General features: G+C 59.8%; 13 protein-coding genes and 2 pseudogenes. 10 read left to right on the top strand and 5 right to left on the bottom strand.

Translation table 11 applies throughout. The features are described 5' to 3' along the window. Window positions 1-43: 43 nt before the first annotated feature. Window positions 44-1,192 carry a galactonate dehydratase gene (dgoD, locus tag ODR01_RS19615; protein WP_316979398.1) on the top strand — a complete coding sequence of 383 codons (1,149 nt, stop codon included), beginning with the start codon at window positions 44-46 and terminating at the stop codon, window positions 1,190-1,192. A 583-nt stretch (window positions 1,193-1,775) separates the two neighbouring features. Then, entirely contained in the window at window positions 1,776-2,057 is a 282-nt protein-coding gene (locus tag ODR01_RS19620) for a hypothetical protein (RefSeq protein ID WP_316979399.1), read from the top strand. 44 nt (window positions 2,058-2,101) lie between these two features. Here ODR01_RS19620 and ODR01_RS19625 read toward each other — a convergent pair. From ODR01_RS19625 to ODR01_RS19635, 4 genes and pseudogenes are all read right to left on the bottom strand, one after another. Continuing rightward, a pseudogene (locus ODR01_RS19625) lies at window positions 2,102-2,458 on the bottom strand (IS6 family transposase); the annotation flags it as partial. A gap of 139 nt (window positions 2,459-2,597) precedes the next feature. After that, on the bottom strand, window positions 2,598-4,328 hold the full coding sequence (locus ODR01_RS19630) for a site-specific integrase (RefSeq protein WP_316979401.1): 1,731 nt from the start codon (window positions 4,326-4,328) through the stop codon (window positions 2,598-2,600). 21 nt (window positions 4,329-4,349) lie between these two features. After that, a pseudogene (locus ODR01_RS25285) lies at window positions 4,350-4,529 on the bottom strand (DUF6538 domain-containing protein); the annotation flags it as partial. A gap of 326 nt (window positions 4,530-4,855) precedes the next feature. Beyond that, window positions 4,856-5,182 carry a hypothetical protein gene (locus tag ODR01_RS19635; RefSeq protein ID WP_316979402.1) on the bottom strand — a complete coding sequence of 109 codons (327 nt, stop codon included), beginning with the start codon at window positions 5,180-5,182 and terminating at the stop codon, window positions 4,856-4,858. A gap of 726 nt (window positions 5,183-5,908) precedes the next feature. Here ODR01_RS19635 and ODR01_RS19640 point away from each other — a divergent pair. Continuing rightward, the gene (locus ODR01_RS19640; protein ID WP_316979493.1) at window positions 5,909-6,712 is read left to right on the top strand and encodes an IclR family transcriptional regulator; all 804 of its coding nucleotides are present in this window, start codon (window positions 5,909-5,911) and stop codon (window positions 6,710-6,712) included. A gap of 501 nt (window positions 6,713-7,213) precedes the next feature. Here ODR01_RS19640 and ODR01_RS19645 read toward each other — a convergent pair. After that, window positions 7,214-8,617, bottom strand: coding sequence for a sodium:solute symporter family protein (locus ODR01_RS19645; protein WP_316979403.1), 1,404 nt, complete (start codon window positions 8,615-8,617; stop codon window positions 7,214-7,216). 168 nt (window positions 8,618-8,785) lie between these two features. Here ODR01_RS19645 and ODR01_RS19650 point away from each other — a divergent pair, with 168 nt between their 5' ends. The 7 genes from ODR01_RS19650 (at window position 8,786) to ODR01_RS19680 (ending at window position 15,956) form a co-directional block, all read left to right on the top strand. Next, a complete protein-coding gene (locus ODR01_RS19650; RefSeq protein WP_316979404.1) occupies window positions 8,786-9,706 on the top strand; it encodes a LysR family transcriptional regulator in 921 nt (306 codons plus the stop codon). 977 nt (window positions 9,707-10,683) lie between these two features. Then, window positions 10,684-11,544 carry a fumarylacetoacetate hydrolase family protein gene (locus ODR01_RS19655; protein ID WP_316979405.1) on the top strand — a complete coding sequence of 287 codons (861 nt, stop codon included), beginning with the start codon at window positions 10,684-10,686 and terminating at the stop codon, window positions 11,542-11,544. Between the two features lie 6 nt (window positions 11,545-11,550). Then, window positions 11,551-12,354, top strand: coding sequence for a 2-oxo-hept-4-ene-1,7-dioate hydratase (gene hpaH / locus ODR01_RS19660; RefSeq protein WP_316979406.1), 804 nt, complete (start codon window positions 11,551-11,553; stop codon window positions 12,352-12,354). A gap of 30 nt (window positions 12,355-12,384) precedes the next feature. Beyond that, the gene (locus ODR01_RS19665; RefSeq protein WP_316979407.1) at window positions 12,385-12,768 is read left to right on the top strand and encodes a RidA family protein; all 384 of its coding nucleotides are present in this window, start codon (window positions 12,385-12,387) and stop codon (window positions 12,766-12,768) included. A 16-nt stretch (window positions 12,769-12,784) separates the two neighbouring features. Next, a complete protein-coding gene (locus tag ODR01_RS19670) occupies window positions 12,785-13,702 on the top strand; it encodes an amidohydrolase family protein (RefSeq protein ID WP_316979408.1) in 918 nt (305 codons plus the stop codon). A gap of 90 nt (window positions 13,703-13,792) precedes the next feature. Continuing rightward, on the top strand, window positions 13,793-13,975 hold the full coding sequence (locus ODR01_RS19675) for a hypothetical protein (RefSeq protein ID WP_316979409.1): 183 nt from the start codon (window positions 13,793-13,795) through the stop codon (window positions 13,973-13,975). After that, entirely contained in the window at window positions 13,962-15,956 is a 1,995-nt protein-coding gene (locus ODR01_RS19680) for an oxidoreductase (protein WP_316979410.1), read from the top strand. Before ODR01_RS19675 ends, ODR01_RS19680 begins: the two co-directional genes overlap by 14 nt. Window positions 15,957-15,964: the final 8 nt, after the last annotated feature.

The raw sequence follows: 15,964 nt of genomic DNA on the forward strand, positions 1-15,964 counted from the left end.
CCGTTCGCCGGGAATTGAACTGGATCGTGGGGAGCGACAATCCATGAAGATCACGGGGCTGAAGACCTATCTGGTGCCGCCGCGCTGGCTGTTCCTGAAGGTGGAGACAGACGAGGAGCTCGCCGGTTGGGGCGAACCGGTGCTGGAAGGCCACGCCGAGACCCTGGCCGCCAAGGTGGCGGAATTCGCCGACTTCCTGATCGGGCGCAATCCGCTGCACATCGAGGACATCTGGCAGTCGCTGTACCGCAACGGCTGCTATCGCGGCGGCCCGGTCCTGATGAGCGCCATCTCGGGCATCGACATGGCGCTGTGGGACATCAAGGGGCGATATCACCAAGCGCCGGTCCATGCGCTGCTGGGCGGTCCGGTGCGCGACAGGATCAAGACCTACTGCTGGATCGGCGGTGATCGGCCGGCCGGCCTGGTCGCCCAGGCACGGGCGCTGCTCGACCGGGGCTTCAGCGCGGCCAAGATGAATGTTTGCGGCGAACTGCAGATCATCGACAGCCACGCCAAAATTGACGCCATCGTCCGGCAGCTTGGCGAACTGCGCGATGCCGTCGGCTCCGACATGGACCTGGCCTTCGATTTCCACGGACGGGTCCATGCCCCCATGGCCAAGGTGCTGCTGCACGAGTTGGAGCCCATCCGCCCCTATTTCGTCGAGGATCCCGTGGTGTCCACACAGATCGACGCTATGGCCGATCTCGCCCGCTCGACGTCGATTCCGCTGGCCGTCGGCGAACGGATGCATTCGCGCTACGCCTTCAAGCAGGTGTTCGAAACGCACGCCGCCAACATCGTCAATCCCGACACCGCCCATGTCGGCGGTATCGGCGAAATGGTGCGCATCGGCGCATGGGCGGAAGCCTACGACGTCGCCCTGGCGCCGCACTGCCCGATCGGCCCCATCGCGCTTGCCGCGTGCCTCCAGGTCGACGCCGTCTGCTACAACGCGTTCATCCAGGAGCAGAGCCTCGGTATCCACTACAACGAAGGAAACGACCTGCTCGATTACGTGGCCGCCGGCCAGGGCTTTTCCTACGATGCTGGGTATCTCGGCATCCCGCAGCGGCCGGGCCTCGGCATCGAGGTAAACGAAACGGTGATCGAGAAGATGGCGGGCGTCGGCCATCGATGGCGGGCGCCGGTGTGGCGCCACGAGGACGGCTCGATTGCCGAATGGTAACAATCCGGCATGCCCAACATAATAGACCGCGCCTTATAGAGGTGGCCCCGTTGGTTCGGACAGTTTGGCGGCTTTGTTAAGCTAGTCCCGGTTCATGATTACGCCGCCAGTGCGATGATTGACACCGTCTCCGGGGCATGTCCTGCAGACGGTATCGGCACGATTTGATGATACACCTCTTTGGGCGTCTGTCCATCCAAGGCCGAATGTGGCCTGCGGGCGTTGTACAACACGACGACGGAACGCCCACGGGACCGATCATCGCGATCTTCTCTATCCATGGCATCCTTGGGCAGGTAGGCAAGTCCACATTCATGAGGTGATTGAGAAGGACGGGGCGGCGGTTTTCCGTTGCAGCCTCTCCGGCCACGCATCTGATCGGTGGCTGGAGGTCCCGGCCTGGATGTTCGATTGGCGGCCGGCGCGAGTTGGCGTATCGCGACTGTTCCCCATGTCGAGGTTGATGCTCTGGGAACTTTGGCGACATTTCTTCGAGATGCCGCAGCCGTTTCCATCGCCCCATCGCAATTGCGCGATTCGGGTGCAGCATTGGGCTCTCACGACACGAACCGGGGAGATGTCCATGCCGCTCCAGCCCACGACATACCAGTTCGATCTGTTCTCCAGCCCGTGCGACGCGGAGACGGCGCAGATGCCGCAATGGCAGACGCTGCCCGAACAGACGCGCCGGACGCTGACAAAGCTGATGGTGCGCCTGATCTGTGAATACGCGCGCAACCATGACCCCGCCCTAAAAGCCACTCTGCCCGTTGATTATCTTCAGAAAAACCGCAATAAGCAGGGGGCACGTTTCGCGCGACATGTGACCCCGGCAATAACGCGAATTTGCAAGGTTAATCAATAACATCCAATTGGGCACAAACGGGGTTATGATTGTGTGCGTTTTCACAGCAATTTCCTCGCCGATCGAGCGCAGCGCCGTCGCTGGACCAGGAAGTCGAGAACCTCGCCTTCGTTGTCGACCGCACGCCGCAGCCAGTATTTCCGATCACGGATCCCAATGACCATCTCGTCGAGATGCCAGCGTGGGCTCGGGCGGGGACGGTTGCGGCGAAGATTGCTGGCGATCAGCCGACCGAACTTCAGAAACCAGCGTCGGATAGTCTCGTTTGAAACGTCGACACCACGCTCGGCCAGCAGGTCTTCGACGTTGCGAAACGACAGCGTGAACCGGGCATAAAGCCAAACCGCGTGCTGTATGACCACAGGCGGAAAGCGATGTCGCTTGAAAGATATCGGGATCATTCGGCGACGGTAGCGACACCTGACCGTCGCGGAAGGTTGAAGGCCGGTCCAGGTGTATTCCTAGACGACTAAGGCGATCATCATTTGCTGGAAATCCAACCCGGAAAGTTGATGACTTTCTGCAGAGTCGATGGACTGCTCAGCACCCGTTCCCGCTGCGCGCCTTAAAGATCGGGTCGAAGTCCAGGCCCTCGTAGGCAAGCCGTTTCATCTTCTCGATCAACAGGCTGTAGGCTTCGGGGGAATCATAAATTGCCGAAACGCTCGGGTCGGCGTGCCCCATCAGGAGATCCATTTCGCTGTCCTGGAATCCGCACTTCTTCATTGCTTGCTTGAAATTGTGCCTCAATGAATAGAGCGGCGTCTTGGCGGTCTTCACGCCGATGCGTGCGAGAAAGCCGATGTGTTCTTTGCCTTTCCCGTTAAAGAACCGGTTCGTGGTGTTGGAGTATTTTCCGTCCGTAGGCGGCCATTCTGGGAAGACCCGGCGTTCGCCGGCGGTCTCTGAAGCCTTCACGCGGTCGAGAAATCCGAGGTCTTGCAGAAACGGATGGATCGGTATTTCGCGAAATGAAGCTGGTGTCTTTGCACTCTTTCCGATCTCGTCATCATCCTGCTCTTCACCCCCATCGTCTTTCCCGTAATCTGCAGTTGCGCCATGGGGAGTGCCCGTATTGCTGAGCGCGGTGATGTTGAGGCACGGGTAGCCGCACCGTTCGATCACATCGGCGGTTTCCAGTTGCCCGAGTTCTTTGGGACGGACTCCCGCGAACAGCATGAAGAGCGGGCACCAGAATCGCCATGTCCAGTCGAGATGCGCGCCTGATGTGTAGAGGCGGTACGGCGACAAGGCTCCCAGGAACAGGGGTTGCCTGAAAATGATCTTCAGGCTGTCGGTCGGAAAAGCTTGGCGTGCGTTGAGCTTTTGCAGCCGCTTCTTGTAGTTCCGCGGGGCATCGACTGTGATGTCCTCGGCAATATTCTCGCGGATGAGGTGGTTTCGGTAGGCGTGCCCGAACACGCTCCGAATGTAGGTCAGGTACTTGTCGGTGATCGAGCGGATGCTCAGCGTCCTGCGGCGTTTCCCTCTCGGTTGTGACTCATTCCAGGTTATCGCTTTCTCGAGGCTGTCGCATTCGAGTTCTTTCGCACGGATGGGGAGCTTCAGCAGCTGGTCCCGAAAATATGTGATGTGGTGGGTCCTATACTTGGAGATCGGCATGGAGGAACAGAGGTCTTCGAACACCCTCATGACATAGCGATATTGATTCGCGGTGTCCGCCGCGATGCCAACTTTCTGCTTTTCCGCGATGACCAGGTCGACGTATTGGGTTGGCGACATTGCGGCACGTCTTTTGGCGTTGCGGGATGCGTCGTCTTCGTTCTCTTCTACGTCGCGCGTGTCCTCACCTTCCGTGATGCTGCGCGACACCATGCCAGAGTCGAGGAATCGTGGAGCGGGGGACTTTCCACCTGACTCCAGGCCCTTGAACACGTCATCGGTGGATTTGCCGTCCCATATTCCCTGGTCTTTCTCCTTTGCCCTTTTTGTCGCTTCCAGGAGAGCCCGCAGCAACCAGTGGCAGAGCTCGCGAAACCCTTCGTCATTCGGGTCGATCTCCTGGCCGTCGGCGACATGGCCGCCCCGGATCAGCAGATATCGGGCGTTGGCATCAACCGCGTCGAGGCATCCATCAGCGAGGTCCTTCTGAAGTTGCTCGATCGTCGCGTCGCGGTTCTGGATTGCGAGTTTCTGTTCTTCGACGAATTCCGGAAACTGCCTGCCGTGAATGCGGCTGACATGATCGATGTCGAGCTGGTGTTCATAGAAATTGCGAACGAGCTCCAAGATGGCTTCGTCGGAAATCACGGGTCTCATCCTCGCCAGCGAGACCAAGCGGGAGGCGATGGCCATCAGTCGTGAGGAACGACGGCGTGCCTCGGATAGGTCTCCGGTCTGCAGGCTCCGCTTTAGCTCGGTTTTGCCTACGACCGCAACTACCTCAGCAGGAATTCGGACGCGGAAGTAGTATCGATTCCCCCGCCGGACGATGTAAGGACAGGTCGCCATGATACCCTCTTGTGGCCCACTTCTGTGTCCCACTCGGTGGCGGCCTGGTCATTCAAAGTCCAGGTTTTCTGCGGTTTTTTTAGGGATGTGGAGGCGTTTGGGGGTAAGAGTCCCCCCCTCTCCGCCAGTTTTTTATCGGTTCCAGAAAAAATTCTTCAAGCTCACGCCATATGGCTGTGAAGCCCAGCTTTCCGCGGGGCTTTGCAGGGGCTTCCGTTTCTTCCCGAACCGGAGAAGGGGTGAGCGGACTTAACAGTGGGTGCCGAGGCCCCACTTTCTCTGCCGGCTGGCCGGACGGTTCGGGTTCGTGGGGGGATTAAGGGGGCTCAGGCGAAGCTCAACAGGGTCTTCTGGTCGGCCCAGGCGATGGGCAGGTTGGTACGCCTGAGTAGGACTTCCGCGGTGAGGTCGGCAGGCTGGGTTCCGGCGAGAATGGCCTCGACGATGTCGGGGGCGAGAAAGGCCAGAGGCAAGAGGCGCCCGACATACCGGTCGCTTATGCCCTCCGCTTGCGCGATGGCGGCAAAGGATTTGGCCCGCCCGGCAAGTACGTCGTCTAACCACCTGTGAGCGCGGGCCATTGCTTTGATCAGCACTGGGTCGGGCCGGGGTGCGTATGCATCCTTGTCCGCACCCTTGATCACGAGCCGCATTTCGACCCCGAACTCTTCCGGCACTTCGGGCTGACCGCGGAGGCCGTTGCCGCAAAGGCTAGATCAAAAATCGCAGACGGAAGGGAACGCTTGGCTAGACGGGAATCCAAGTAAGAACGAACCCCCTGAAAACGCGCAGTTTCCTGGGGTTTCTTAGATTTGGGTGCCGGGGGGCAGGATTTTAATTCACGACCTTCAGGTCATGAACCTGATGGGCATTCCTTGCCGGTGATCAGGAAGGCCGCTTTGCTGAACTACCGTGGAGTTCGTCGGGATAGTCGGCCCACCATTGCATAATTTCGATGCGCTCGTCCCAATATTCGGCTCTGGCATAAGCACGACGCCTTGTTCATGATTGCGTCGACCACCCCCATGTCGAAGTCCTCGACCGTCTTTGGACTTTAACTCAGCCGAATAGCGCTTTCGCGTAACTTTGCCCAAAAAATCCCGTCCCTCTCCCGGTCGGGATTAGCTTATCTGACTGTCCGGTTTTCCGGGGCCACCTCTCCTGAGCCGCGTTCGCCGCATTGTCAGAAATCGTATTCATGACCTTGCGCGGCGCCTTGGTCTGCGGATCGCTCGGGCGCATCCACGATCACAAAATCTCAAGCGCCAGCGTGACCGACGCACAGATACATCCACGGCTTGGTTGCTTTGTTGCCTGGTTGAGCGAATTGTGTTCTAAATGTCCACATTATGGACACGGACATCGGTGATAATCGAGCGATGCAGCCGCGGCCTGAATCTGGGCGGCGACGCAGAGATGCAGGGCAACCCCTAGGGGGGGCGCAGAGCGTCCGTCGGGCAATCGCGGTGCTGCGTATCCTGGCGGCGGGACGCGACGCTGGCCTTCCCCTCCCGGACGTCGTCAAGGCAACCGGTCTATCCAGATCAACCGTGCATCGGCTGATCCACGTCCTGATCGAGGAAGGAATTGTCGAAAAACGCCACAAGACCAAACGGTACGCGATCGGGCATCAGGTTCTCGAACTCGCACTGGCGCGCCCCTCTCGCTCCTCGTTGGTGGTGGCGGCGGAACCGTATTTGTCGGATATCGCTCAGGATATCGGTGACACCACCTTTCTCACGGTTCGGACCGGAGTAGACGCGCTGTGCGTCATGCGGGTGATCGGTACATATCCGGTTCAGGTGTTTTCCATCGAGGTCGGCGCGCGGCGGCCGCTCGGGGTGAGCACAGCCGGCGTGGCGATGCTCGCCGGTTTGCCGCCCTCGGAGGCGCACGAGATCATCATCAACAACGCCAACAGATTCGATGCCTATCGCACGAACCCGACATCCGTTCTCGAACAAGTCGCCGCCGCACGGCGCACCGGTTACTCCGTTCATCATTCCGGCATCGTTCCCGGGACCAAAGCAATTTCCGTCGCCATCAGGACGCCCGACGGACAGCCTTGCGCGGCGATTACGATCGTGGCAATCCGCGTACGCCTACGGCCGCAACGCGAGGCGGAAGTTGGCGAGATATTAAAGAGCGCTGCGCTCGCCATAGGAAAGCTGTTGCACAAATAGCGTGGGCCCGACGTGCGGTTTTGTATTGGCTTCCTTCCGATTTTTCAAACGGCCCGAGGGGAGTTTTCCGGCTGTTGGTTTCTCCCCGTTGTCGAACACCCCCGCATGGGCACTCCTCTCTACTCAGCCGGTTTAGATCAATTGCGTTCGCTGTGAACCAGAGGTCTTCAACGCCGGCCAGGGGGAAGCCGCTCACGGCCAATCCTTCACCGGGGCCCTTGCCGGTGATCGCCTGTACCTTCTTCATCACCGAGGCACCCACCGCCAATCGTCCCGTCACGACCGACCGATCCGGTGAACGACGCCCTATCAACGTCCGGATGGGGCAAGCAGCGCCCCTAATCTCGGAGTCGCTCCCCGTCACAGATTGAAGACCCCCGGGCCAGACCGGCCGGGAGATAATGTCAGTGAGCGCTCAGGCGGAACCCGGCTAGAACATCCCCCTTGCCATAGGCGAGCGCGAATGCGAGCGGGCCTACTGCCTTGAGCAGGCGAAGCCGTTCAGGCGGGCCGGCGCGCGAGCCTGCGCCGCGACCAGCCGCGCAGCAGCACCGCAATCGCGACGAGACCGACGCTGACGATGAGACCGACGAAGAGCGGAATCAACTTTGGGAAGAACATCCAGCTGGCCACCGCGGCCACGGTGCTCACGAACATCGATGCCACGCCCCACCGGCCACTGAGCAAGCCGGGACGGAATATGGCGAGCGTCAGCGGCAGAAAAATGCCACCGCCGCGCAACGCCATAGACATGTAGCTCCAGTCGAGAACATACGAGTTCAGGCTGGACAATGCGATCGCCATGGCCATGCAGGCCACGGTGGCGACGCTTGCGCGATTGGCGAGCAGAATGTGCGCGTCGGAACGCACGCCGAAGACACCGCGAACGATGTCGTTGGAGATCATCGTCCCGATGCCGAGCGACAAGCCGGCGATGGAGCCGACCACCGACAGGAGAAGGGCGGCAAGGCCAACGCCGCCGAGCCAGCCCGGCAGGTAGGTCACCAGGTACATGGGAAGTGCCAACACCGGAGCGAGATCGGGATGATGGACGTGCATGAACATCCCGATGGCAATGGAGGGCAGGCCGACCGGTATCACCATGGCCGCGGCGGTGGCGGTGCCGATCGCAGCGGTGCGGGCGTCGGCGGCCGAATACACCGCCTGAACGTAGGTCTGCGTGCAAAGGACGCCGACGATCAGCGACAAGGCGTTGCTGACGGCCACACTGCCGCCGCGGCCCCACAGACTGAACCACGGATACGCCGGGAACGAAGCCGAAAAATCAGGCATGCGATACAGGGCGAGTACGGCGCCCAGGCCGGCGACGCACAGCGCGGTCGCGAGAACCGACATTTTGAGGAGCCCCGAAACGCCGGCACCCTTCAAGCCGCCGAAAACGACGTACCCGACCACCAAAAAAACAATGATGGCAGCGGCGACCACATGCGAGGCTCCGGTCATCGCCGCGATCATATGAATGCCCGACAGGGCGCAGGCCACGCAGCTAAACAGGACGCCGAGCGAAGAGATGATGCTCGCCAATGGCCCAGCCTTGGGACCATACATCTTTGACAAGAATTGTGGAATCGTCTCAAGGCCGCTGTGGCGCAACGGGCGGGCATAGAACGCCGACATGATCAACAGGCCCAGGCCTCCGCCGAGCGTAAACCACCATGCCGAAAGACCGAACACGGTGGCGAGCTGGGCGGTTCCCACCGTTGCGGACCCGCCTATGATGGTCCCGGTTATGCCGCCGGCGATGAGGCCAGCGCCGGCCGATCGGCCGTTCAGGCTGTAACCTTCCGCCGTTTTGACAGATCGCGCCGAGAAGACGCCGAGCCCTATGACGGCGACGATCGTGAAGACAAGGCTACTGAGCTGGATCAGAGTAAGATGAGGCATGGATGTTGACCGCTGACTGTCGGCGCACGGAATCGAGTCAATTCCGTGGGGGCGCCTGTGCTTTGAGTATGACGAGTGTTGCTCCCGCGCGGCGATGCGGTCCAATGTTGTAATGCTAAATATTAATGCCTAAATTCGATTAAATGGCCGATCGGAAGGAGCGGGCATATGGCCTTGGATGTACGCCAGATTCGATGCTTCATTAAAGTCGCCGAAAGCTTGCATTTCGCCCGCGCAGCGGATCAATTGCACATTGCCCAATCGGCGCTCAGCCGGCAGATTCAGGCGCTGGAAAAGTCCCTCGGCGTTCGTCTGCTTTATCGCAACAAGCGAGCGCCGATCCGTTTGACCGACGCCGGAGAGATGTTCCTCGCCGAGGTGCAGCCCGGCCTTGCGCAACTTGAAAGAGCAGAGTCGGTCGCGCGCCAGATCGGACGTGGCGAGAGTGGCCGGCTCGAGATCGCCTACATCGCATCCGCCACCTATTCCGGGCTGCTGCCATCTGTCATATATGCCTACCATCTTGAATTTCCGGCGGTGACGGTCACGTTGCTGGAAATGGAGACATGGCGGCAACTGGAGGCGCTGTCGGAAAATCGCATCGACGTCGGTTTTCTTCGCCCTCGTCCCGAATACCCTCCCGGCATAGTGGTCGTGCCGCAACTGCGCGAGACGCTCAGTATCGCCCTGCGCGTTGATCACCCGTTGGCTGCGACCGGTAAGGCGATTCGGCCGATGGATCTGACCAACGAGTCATTCATTTTGCCTCAGTCCGACGATCGGGCCGGATTTGGCGAACATACGCGAGAGATCGGTAGATACGGGGGCTTTTCGCCAAAATTCTCATACAATGTCCGCGACTTCATTACGGCTCTCAACTTCGTCGCGATGGGGCTCGGAATTTCGGTCGTGCCCGCGTCGCTTCGGCGGATCCAACTGGCCGATGTAGTGTACCGGCCGCTCGACGGCCTGACGTTGCACGCCGAAATTGTCTCTGCGGTTCGACGGAACAACAATTCGCCGGCGGTACGGGAATTTATCAATGGCCTGCGAAAACGTGAGCAAGTGCTTCTGGCGTCGCGGGAGTAATATAGGGGGATGCGGGATCGTTGCGGAAAACATCTATTCACATCGCAAAAGTCATCTGATTGGGCTCGAGTGTGTAAATCGCGATATCGTGACGAAGACGTGCTTGGAACTCGTAAAGAATGGCCGTGTCGCGACAGTTGATTGCGAATGGAAGCATGTCTGTTTTTCCTCAACGGCGCCAATGATCTGCTCTGATCTTACGAGCACGCAGACTACTTCGACAAGAATGACTTCGTAACCAATTGTCTTGCCCGGTTTCCCAGACGGGCCGGCTGAAAAGTAACTGTGGAACGCTCCGGCAGGAGTCTTCGTTCGACATATGAAACCGGTTTGCCTTTGATGCGCTCAAGCGGACTGCCATTCTGATGGCAAGGGCGCTGATCACCATCGTCGCTGCCAACTTTGTGCCCTTCTGCGGATGCTTTGAGCCGCCGAGGCATCGAACCGCGCCGGGATTGTCTGAGGCTCCAAACCTCTAAAAAGGTGGAGCCGTCATGGGCAAGACGGCGGACAAATTCCCGACTGAGGTCCGCGAGCGTGCGGTGCGGCTGATCCTGCACCGCGAAGGTAGACATCCGTCGCGTTGGACGGCGGTGTGCTCGATCGCGGCCAATCTCTCCGCGGCGTGCTGGGGGTGGACGAACCGCTACAATCCAGAATGTTGCCCATCGTCAATGTCCATAATGTGGGCATTTGGAGCGCAATTCAATCGACTCGGCCATCGCAACAGGGAAAGTATGAGCGAATTGAGGTGCAATCGATGCGGGCCCAAGTCACACCATTCGATGCGGGGGAGGACAGGCATCTCGATCCCGCGAAGAAGGACGTTACTCGAGCCCTTCGATTGATCACCGGATTTGTCGTTCTTCGCCCAAAGGTCTGGGTGGCCCCCCTGTGTTTGGGGAAAGCGTCGCCAAACTGGTGCGCGGGCGCCAACTCGCCGCCGCTCAGTCGGCGACATGATTTGGAGGCAAGGTATGCGGTTGTTGAGTTACCTCGAAGACGGGCGTGAGCGGTACGGCGCGGTCGTTGAAGGCGACGTCGTCGATCTCGCCGCCCGCATCGGCAACGAATATCCCGATCTCAAGACGCTCATAGCCCGTGACGGGCTCTCTGCAGCACGAAACGCCTTAAAGGGGCAGTCGCCTGACAGGGAATTGGCGTCATTGACACTACTTCCGCCTATACCGGCACCCGAGAAACTTTGGTGCATCGGCGTGAACTACCGCGACCGCAATGCCGAATACAAGGATGGATCCAATCTGCAGAAATATCCGAGCCTATTCGTTCGCAATCCTTCGTCCGTTGTCGGATCCGGGCAGCCGATCGAGAAGCCGAACGTGTCTGAACAACTCGACTACGAAGGCGAGCTCGTCATCGTCGTCGGCGAACCTGGCCGTCACATCCCGCGTGAACAGGCATGGCGGCACATTTTCGGCATGACGCTGTGCAACGAGGGCAGCGTTCGTGACTGGCTGCATCACGCCAAGTTCAACGTCACGCAAGGCAAGAATTTCGATCGGTCGGGCAGTATCGGACCGTGGATCGTTACGGCCGACGAACTCGATCCGCGCGGACCTCACGACATCGTCACCCGCGTCAACGGCGAAACGCGACAACAGGATTCGACGGAACGTTTGATGTTCACGTTCGATTTTCTGATCGCGTATCTCTCGACCTTCGCGACGCTCAAGCCGGGAGACATGATCGTGACCGGCACGCCAACCGGCGCCGGCGCACGGTTCGATCCGCCGCGTTGGCTGAAGCCTGGCGACGTGGTCGAGGTCGAATCCGCCGGGATCGGCATCCTCCGCAACACTGTCGTCGAAGAGGATTGAAAGGCGATGCTCGACAACACGACGATCGAAGACTTGGCCCGAAGGCTGGACGGGGCCCAGCAGACCAAGTCGCTGCTGCGTATATTCTCGCTGGAGTACCCGGAGCTCTCGATCGAGGACGCCTATGCGATCCAGCGCGCGTGGACCCGCCTTCAAGTCGCCGGCGGTCGCGTCATCCGGGGGCACAAGATCGGGCTCACCTCGAAAGCGATGCAGAATGCCGTCGGCATCGCCGAACCGGACTACGGTGTTCTGTTCGAGGACATGTTCTATCCGGAGGCGACCGAGATTCCGTTCGACCGTTTCAATGGGGCGCGAATCGAGGTCGAGCTCGCCTTCGTGCTTGAGACGCCACTCCGGGGCCCAAACTGCACGATCTTCGATGTGCTGAAAGCCACCGGCCACGTCACGCCGGCGCTTGAGATTTTGGAATCGCGGATGCACCGGATTGATCCGGAGACCAAGGCAACGCGCAAGGTTATGGATACGATTTCCGACAATGCGGCGAACGCGGCTCTGGTGTTGGGTGGTCGGCCGTTTCTGCCGTACGACGCGGACTTGCGTTGGATCGGCGCGCTGTTGTTCCGAAACGGACAGATCGAGGAGACGGGTGTCGCCGCCGGCGTCCTCAACCATCCGGCCAACGGCGTCGCTTGGCTCGCGAACCGACTTGCGCTGCACGACGAGCATCTCGCCGCCGGTGAAGTGGTCCTCGCCGGATCCTTCACGCGGCCCGTCGACGTTCGCAAGGGCGACGTATTCCATGCCGACTACCGAGAGTTCGGGTCGGTGAGCTGCCAGTTTGTTTAGAGCCAGTTTGTATAGAAAAGGACAAAGCTGATGGCAAGACGTACCAGCATCCAGATCGGGGGATTCAAGCACGCCAACCCGATTCCGAACGCCAGCCGCATCGGCAATCTTCTGATGTCCGGCGTCATCCTCGGTCGCGATCCGCAGACGGGGAAAATGCCGGAGTCGATCGAAGACCAGTGCGTGAACATGTTTGCGCACATGAAGGCGATCGTCGAGGCGGGCGGCGGCACGACCGACGACATCATCAAGATGACGGTCTGGCTGCAGGACCGCTCACAGCGCGAGCCGGTGAACGCGGAGTGGGTGAAGATGTTTCCGGACGAGCGGTGTCGCCCGGCTCGACACGCGCTGCAGATGAACATGGATGGCGGCGCGCTGGTGCAGTGCGATGTCATCGCCGTGATTGGTTGAGAAGAGGTAAAAAATCATGCCCGACTATATGGCTTTCGATCCGAACCCGCGTCGGCCGTCGGTGTTGCCGCCTGCGCACACGTGTGACAGCCAATTTCACGTGCTCGGCCCGCTGTCCAAGTATCCGGTGCGGCCGGGTGCGGCTTACCAGATGCCGACGGCAACGTGGGAGGCGGCGCTTCGCGTCCACAAGGCGCTGGGCATCGAGCGCGGCGTGATCGTGCAGACGACGACCTATGGCGCCGATCACGCGGTGGTTCTCGATGCACTCGCGGCGATGGGGCCGAACTATCGCGGTTGCGCGAACGCGCTGGTGTTCGCGGAGGCGACCGATTCCTATATCGAGAAGCTGCATGCGGCCGGCGTGCGGGGTGCGCGGTTCAGCTTCCGGCAGGCCCTGGGGGCAGTTCTCAGTGACGCCGACTTTGCGCGCGCCATCGCGCGGATACGGGAGTTGGGCTGGTACGTGAAAATCCAGCCGGAGAAGGACGGGATTGCCGGCAGCGCCGCCAAATTCGAGTCGCTCGACGTCCCGGTCGTGATCGATCACATGGGCCGGCCGGATCCCATCCGCGGCCGGGACGATCCCAGCCTGCGCAAGATGCTGGAACTGCTGTCCAAGGGCAACTTCTGGGTCATGCTTTCGCTCGGCGAGAAGACCTCGAAAGCGGGCTACCCCTGGGACGATGTGACCCCCATCGCCCGCGCCTACATCGAAGCCGCGCCGGACCGGTGCATCTGGGGCAGCGACTGGCCACATCCCGTTTCGGTGGTGCAGCCGCCCAACGACGCCGAATTGCTGGAGCTCCTCTATCGCTACGCTCCGGACGCGGAGGAACGCCACCGCATCCTGGTCACAAACCCGGCGAAACTGTTCGGGTTCGCCGAATCTACAGACGATATTGGCGGCAACCGATATGCGGTAGCTCAATAACGGGCCGGGAGGCAAGCGAGCAGAAGGTGGCTGGCGGCTGGCGCCGGTTCGGAATTGCTGAACGGAATATCCGTCGGTGTGGGTTCGTTGATGCCGACGACCATCGGGGATCCGACTAACCTGACCGGATACCACACCGGCGGATTGATGAGTTTGGTCGGCTTTGCTGTGCCGGGTTTGATCTATGCCGTGACGTTGGCGCTTCGAAAGTTCGAACTTTGTGTACAAGCAAAATTTACAGGGGGAATGGCTGACCACGATGCGTCGTTTTGAAAGGTTGTTTGATCCAATCACAGTCGGGCAGTGCCTCATCAAGAATCGCTTTGTCATGGCGCCGATGGGGCCTGCCGGATTGTGCGACAGCGACGGCGCGTTCACGGAACGTGGGATCGACTTTTACGTGGAACGCGCCAGGGGCGGCGTTGGTCTGATTATTACCGGCATGAACTTCGTGGAAAATGAAGTGGAAAAACACACGAAGGGAGCCATGCCCTGTCCGACCGACAATCCGATGCTCTTCATACGGATGGCAAGAACGCTCACCGAACGGGTGCACGCCTACGATGCGAGAATCTTCTTGCAGATTTCGGCGGGCTTCGGACGCGTGTCGAGCCGCGTCCATCCCGGCGATCTGCCTGTTGGACCATCGGTCATACCGCATCGGTGGATCGATGGACTGATGTGCCGCGAGCTGAGTACGGACGAGGTCAAGAGGATCATCGCGAAGCTCATTGATGCCGCCGGTGTGGCCAAACGCTCCGGATTCGACGGGGTGGAAATCCATGCCATGCACGAAGGATATCTGATCGACCAGTTTGCAACGGAACTGTTCAACAATCGCACGGACGAATATGGCGGGAGCCTGGAAAATAGGATTCGGATGGCGGTTGAGATCGTTCAAGGCATTAAAAACGCTTGCGGAAATGATTTCCCGGTGGTGATGCGATATAGCCCCAAGAGTTTCATCAAGGAGCTCGGGCATGGCGTCGTGCCAGGGGAAGAATTCACTGAACTGGGACGCGACCTCCCCGAGGGACTGGAGGTGGCGAAGCTGCTGGAGAAGGCAGGGTATGATGCTCTGGACTCGGACGTCGGTAGTTACGACTCCTGGTACTGGAGCCATCCGCCGATGTACCAGAAAAAAGGATTGGCGCTGCCATTCAATGCAGAGGTCAAGAAGGTCGTCGACATCCCGGTCATTACAGCTGGCCGGATGGACAATCCGGAGCTGGCCAGCGCGGCGATCGAAAAGGGCCAGACCGACATGATAGGGCTCGGCCGGCCTTTGCTGGCCGATGCGCAGATCGTCAACAAGATTAGGGTCGGAAAGCACAAGAGAGTTCGCCCGTGCCTGTCCTGCCACGAGGCGTGTATGGGCAGGCTAAAGGCATACTTAACGATTTCGTGTGCTGTCAATCCGAGTGCCGGCAGAGAGCGGGAATACGCGCTGGCACCCGCGGCGAAGAAGAAGAGAGTGATGGTAATAGGCGGCGGGGTTGCGGGATGTGAAAGTGCCCGCGTGCTGGCGCTGCGTGGTCACGATGTGCAGCTCTTCGAAAAGAGCGGACGGCTGGGCGGAAATCTGATCCCGGGTGGCGCGCCGGATTTCAAGGAAGACGATTTGGCCTTAGCCGACTGGTATACACAGGAGTTGGCGGAGCTGGACGTCAAAGTGAGTTATCTCACCGAGGTGACACCGGAAATGGTCCGGACAGCTGAAGCCGACTCGGTCATCATCGCAACCGGTTCCAAACCCAGGAAGTTCAGTCTGGGAAATGACGAACGAGTTTATGTCGCGGCGGACGTTCTGACCGGCCAAAAGGACGCCGGAAACACTACCGTGATTATCGGCGGCGGCCTCGTCGGGTGCGAAACGGCGTTAATGCTCGTGAGGCAAGGCAAGAAAGTGGTGATCGTCGAGGCGCTAGACGAGATCCTGAGTCTCGCCGGTCCGCTATGTTACGCCAACCGGGAAATGCTGGCCGATCTCTTGCGCTTCCATCACGTCGAAATCCGCACTGGCACAAAGGCCGTTCGACTCGACGGGCAGAGCCTGTTCGTGACGAAGAACGGCGTCGAGGAGAAGGTTACGACCGACTCGGTAATAATCGCGGTGGGATATGACGCGAATACTTCGCTGTACGATGCATTGCTGTATGACATCGAGGAAATTTACCAAGTGGGTGATGCGAGAAAGGTGTCGAACATAATGTACGCGATTTGGGACGCCTTTGAAGTGGCCAGAAATATTTAGGCCGCATA

It is taken from the genome of Shumkonia mesophila, assembly GCF_026163695.1.
GTDB classification, from domain to species: Bacteria; Pseudomonadota; Alphaproteobacteria; order Rhodospirillales; family Shumkoniaceae; genus Shumkonia; species Shumkonia mesophila.

Coding starts and splice junctions, on each gene's coding strand:
- dgoD (WP_316979398.1), top strand. CDS start 44: ATGAAGATCACGGGGCTGAAGACCTATCTGGTGCCGCCGCGCTGGCTG.
- ODR01_RS19620 (WP_316979399.1), top strand. CDS start 1,776: ATGCCGCTCCAGCCCACGACATACCAGTTCGATCTGTTCTCCAGCCCG.
- ODR01_RS19635 (WP_316979402.1), bottom strand. CDS start 5,182: ATGCGGCTCGTGATCAAGGGTGCGGACAAGGATGCATACGCACCCCGG.
- ODR01_RS19640 (WP_316979493.1), top strand. CDS start 5,909: ATGCAGCCGCGGCCTGAATCTGGGCGGCGACGCAGAGATGCAGGGCAA.
- ODR01_RS19645 (WP_316979403.1), bottom strand. CDS start 8,617: ATGCCTCATCTTACTCTGATCCAGCTCAGTAGCCTTGTCTTCACGATC.
- ODR01_RS19650 (WP_316979404.1), top strand. CDS start 8,786: ATGGCCTTGGATGTACGCCAGATTCGATGCTTCATTAAAGTCGCCGAA.
- ODR01_RS19655 (WP_316979405.1), top strand. CDS start 10,684: ATGCGGTTGTTGAGTTACCTCGAAGACGGGCGTGAGCGGTACGGCGCG.
- hpaH (WP_316979406.1), top strand. CDS start 11,551: ATGCTCGACAACACGACGATCGAAGACTTGGCCCGAAGGCTGGACGGG.
- ODR01_RS19665 (WP_316979407.1), top strand. CDS start 12,385: ATGGCAAGACGTACCAGCATCCAGATCGGGGGATTCAAGCACGCCAAC.
- ODR01_RS19670 (WP_316979408.1), top strand. CDS start 12,785: ATGCCCGACTATATGGCTTTCGATCCGAACCCGCGTCGGCCGTCGGTG.
- ODR01_RS19675 (WP_316979409.1), top strand. CDS start 13,793: ATGCCGACGACCATCGGGGATCCGACTAACCTGACCGGATACCACACC.
- ODR01_RS19680 (WP_316979410.1), top strand. CDS start 13,962: ATGCGTCGTTTTGAAAGGTTGTTTGATCCAATCACAGTCGGGCAGTGC.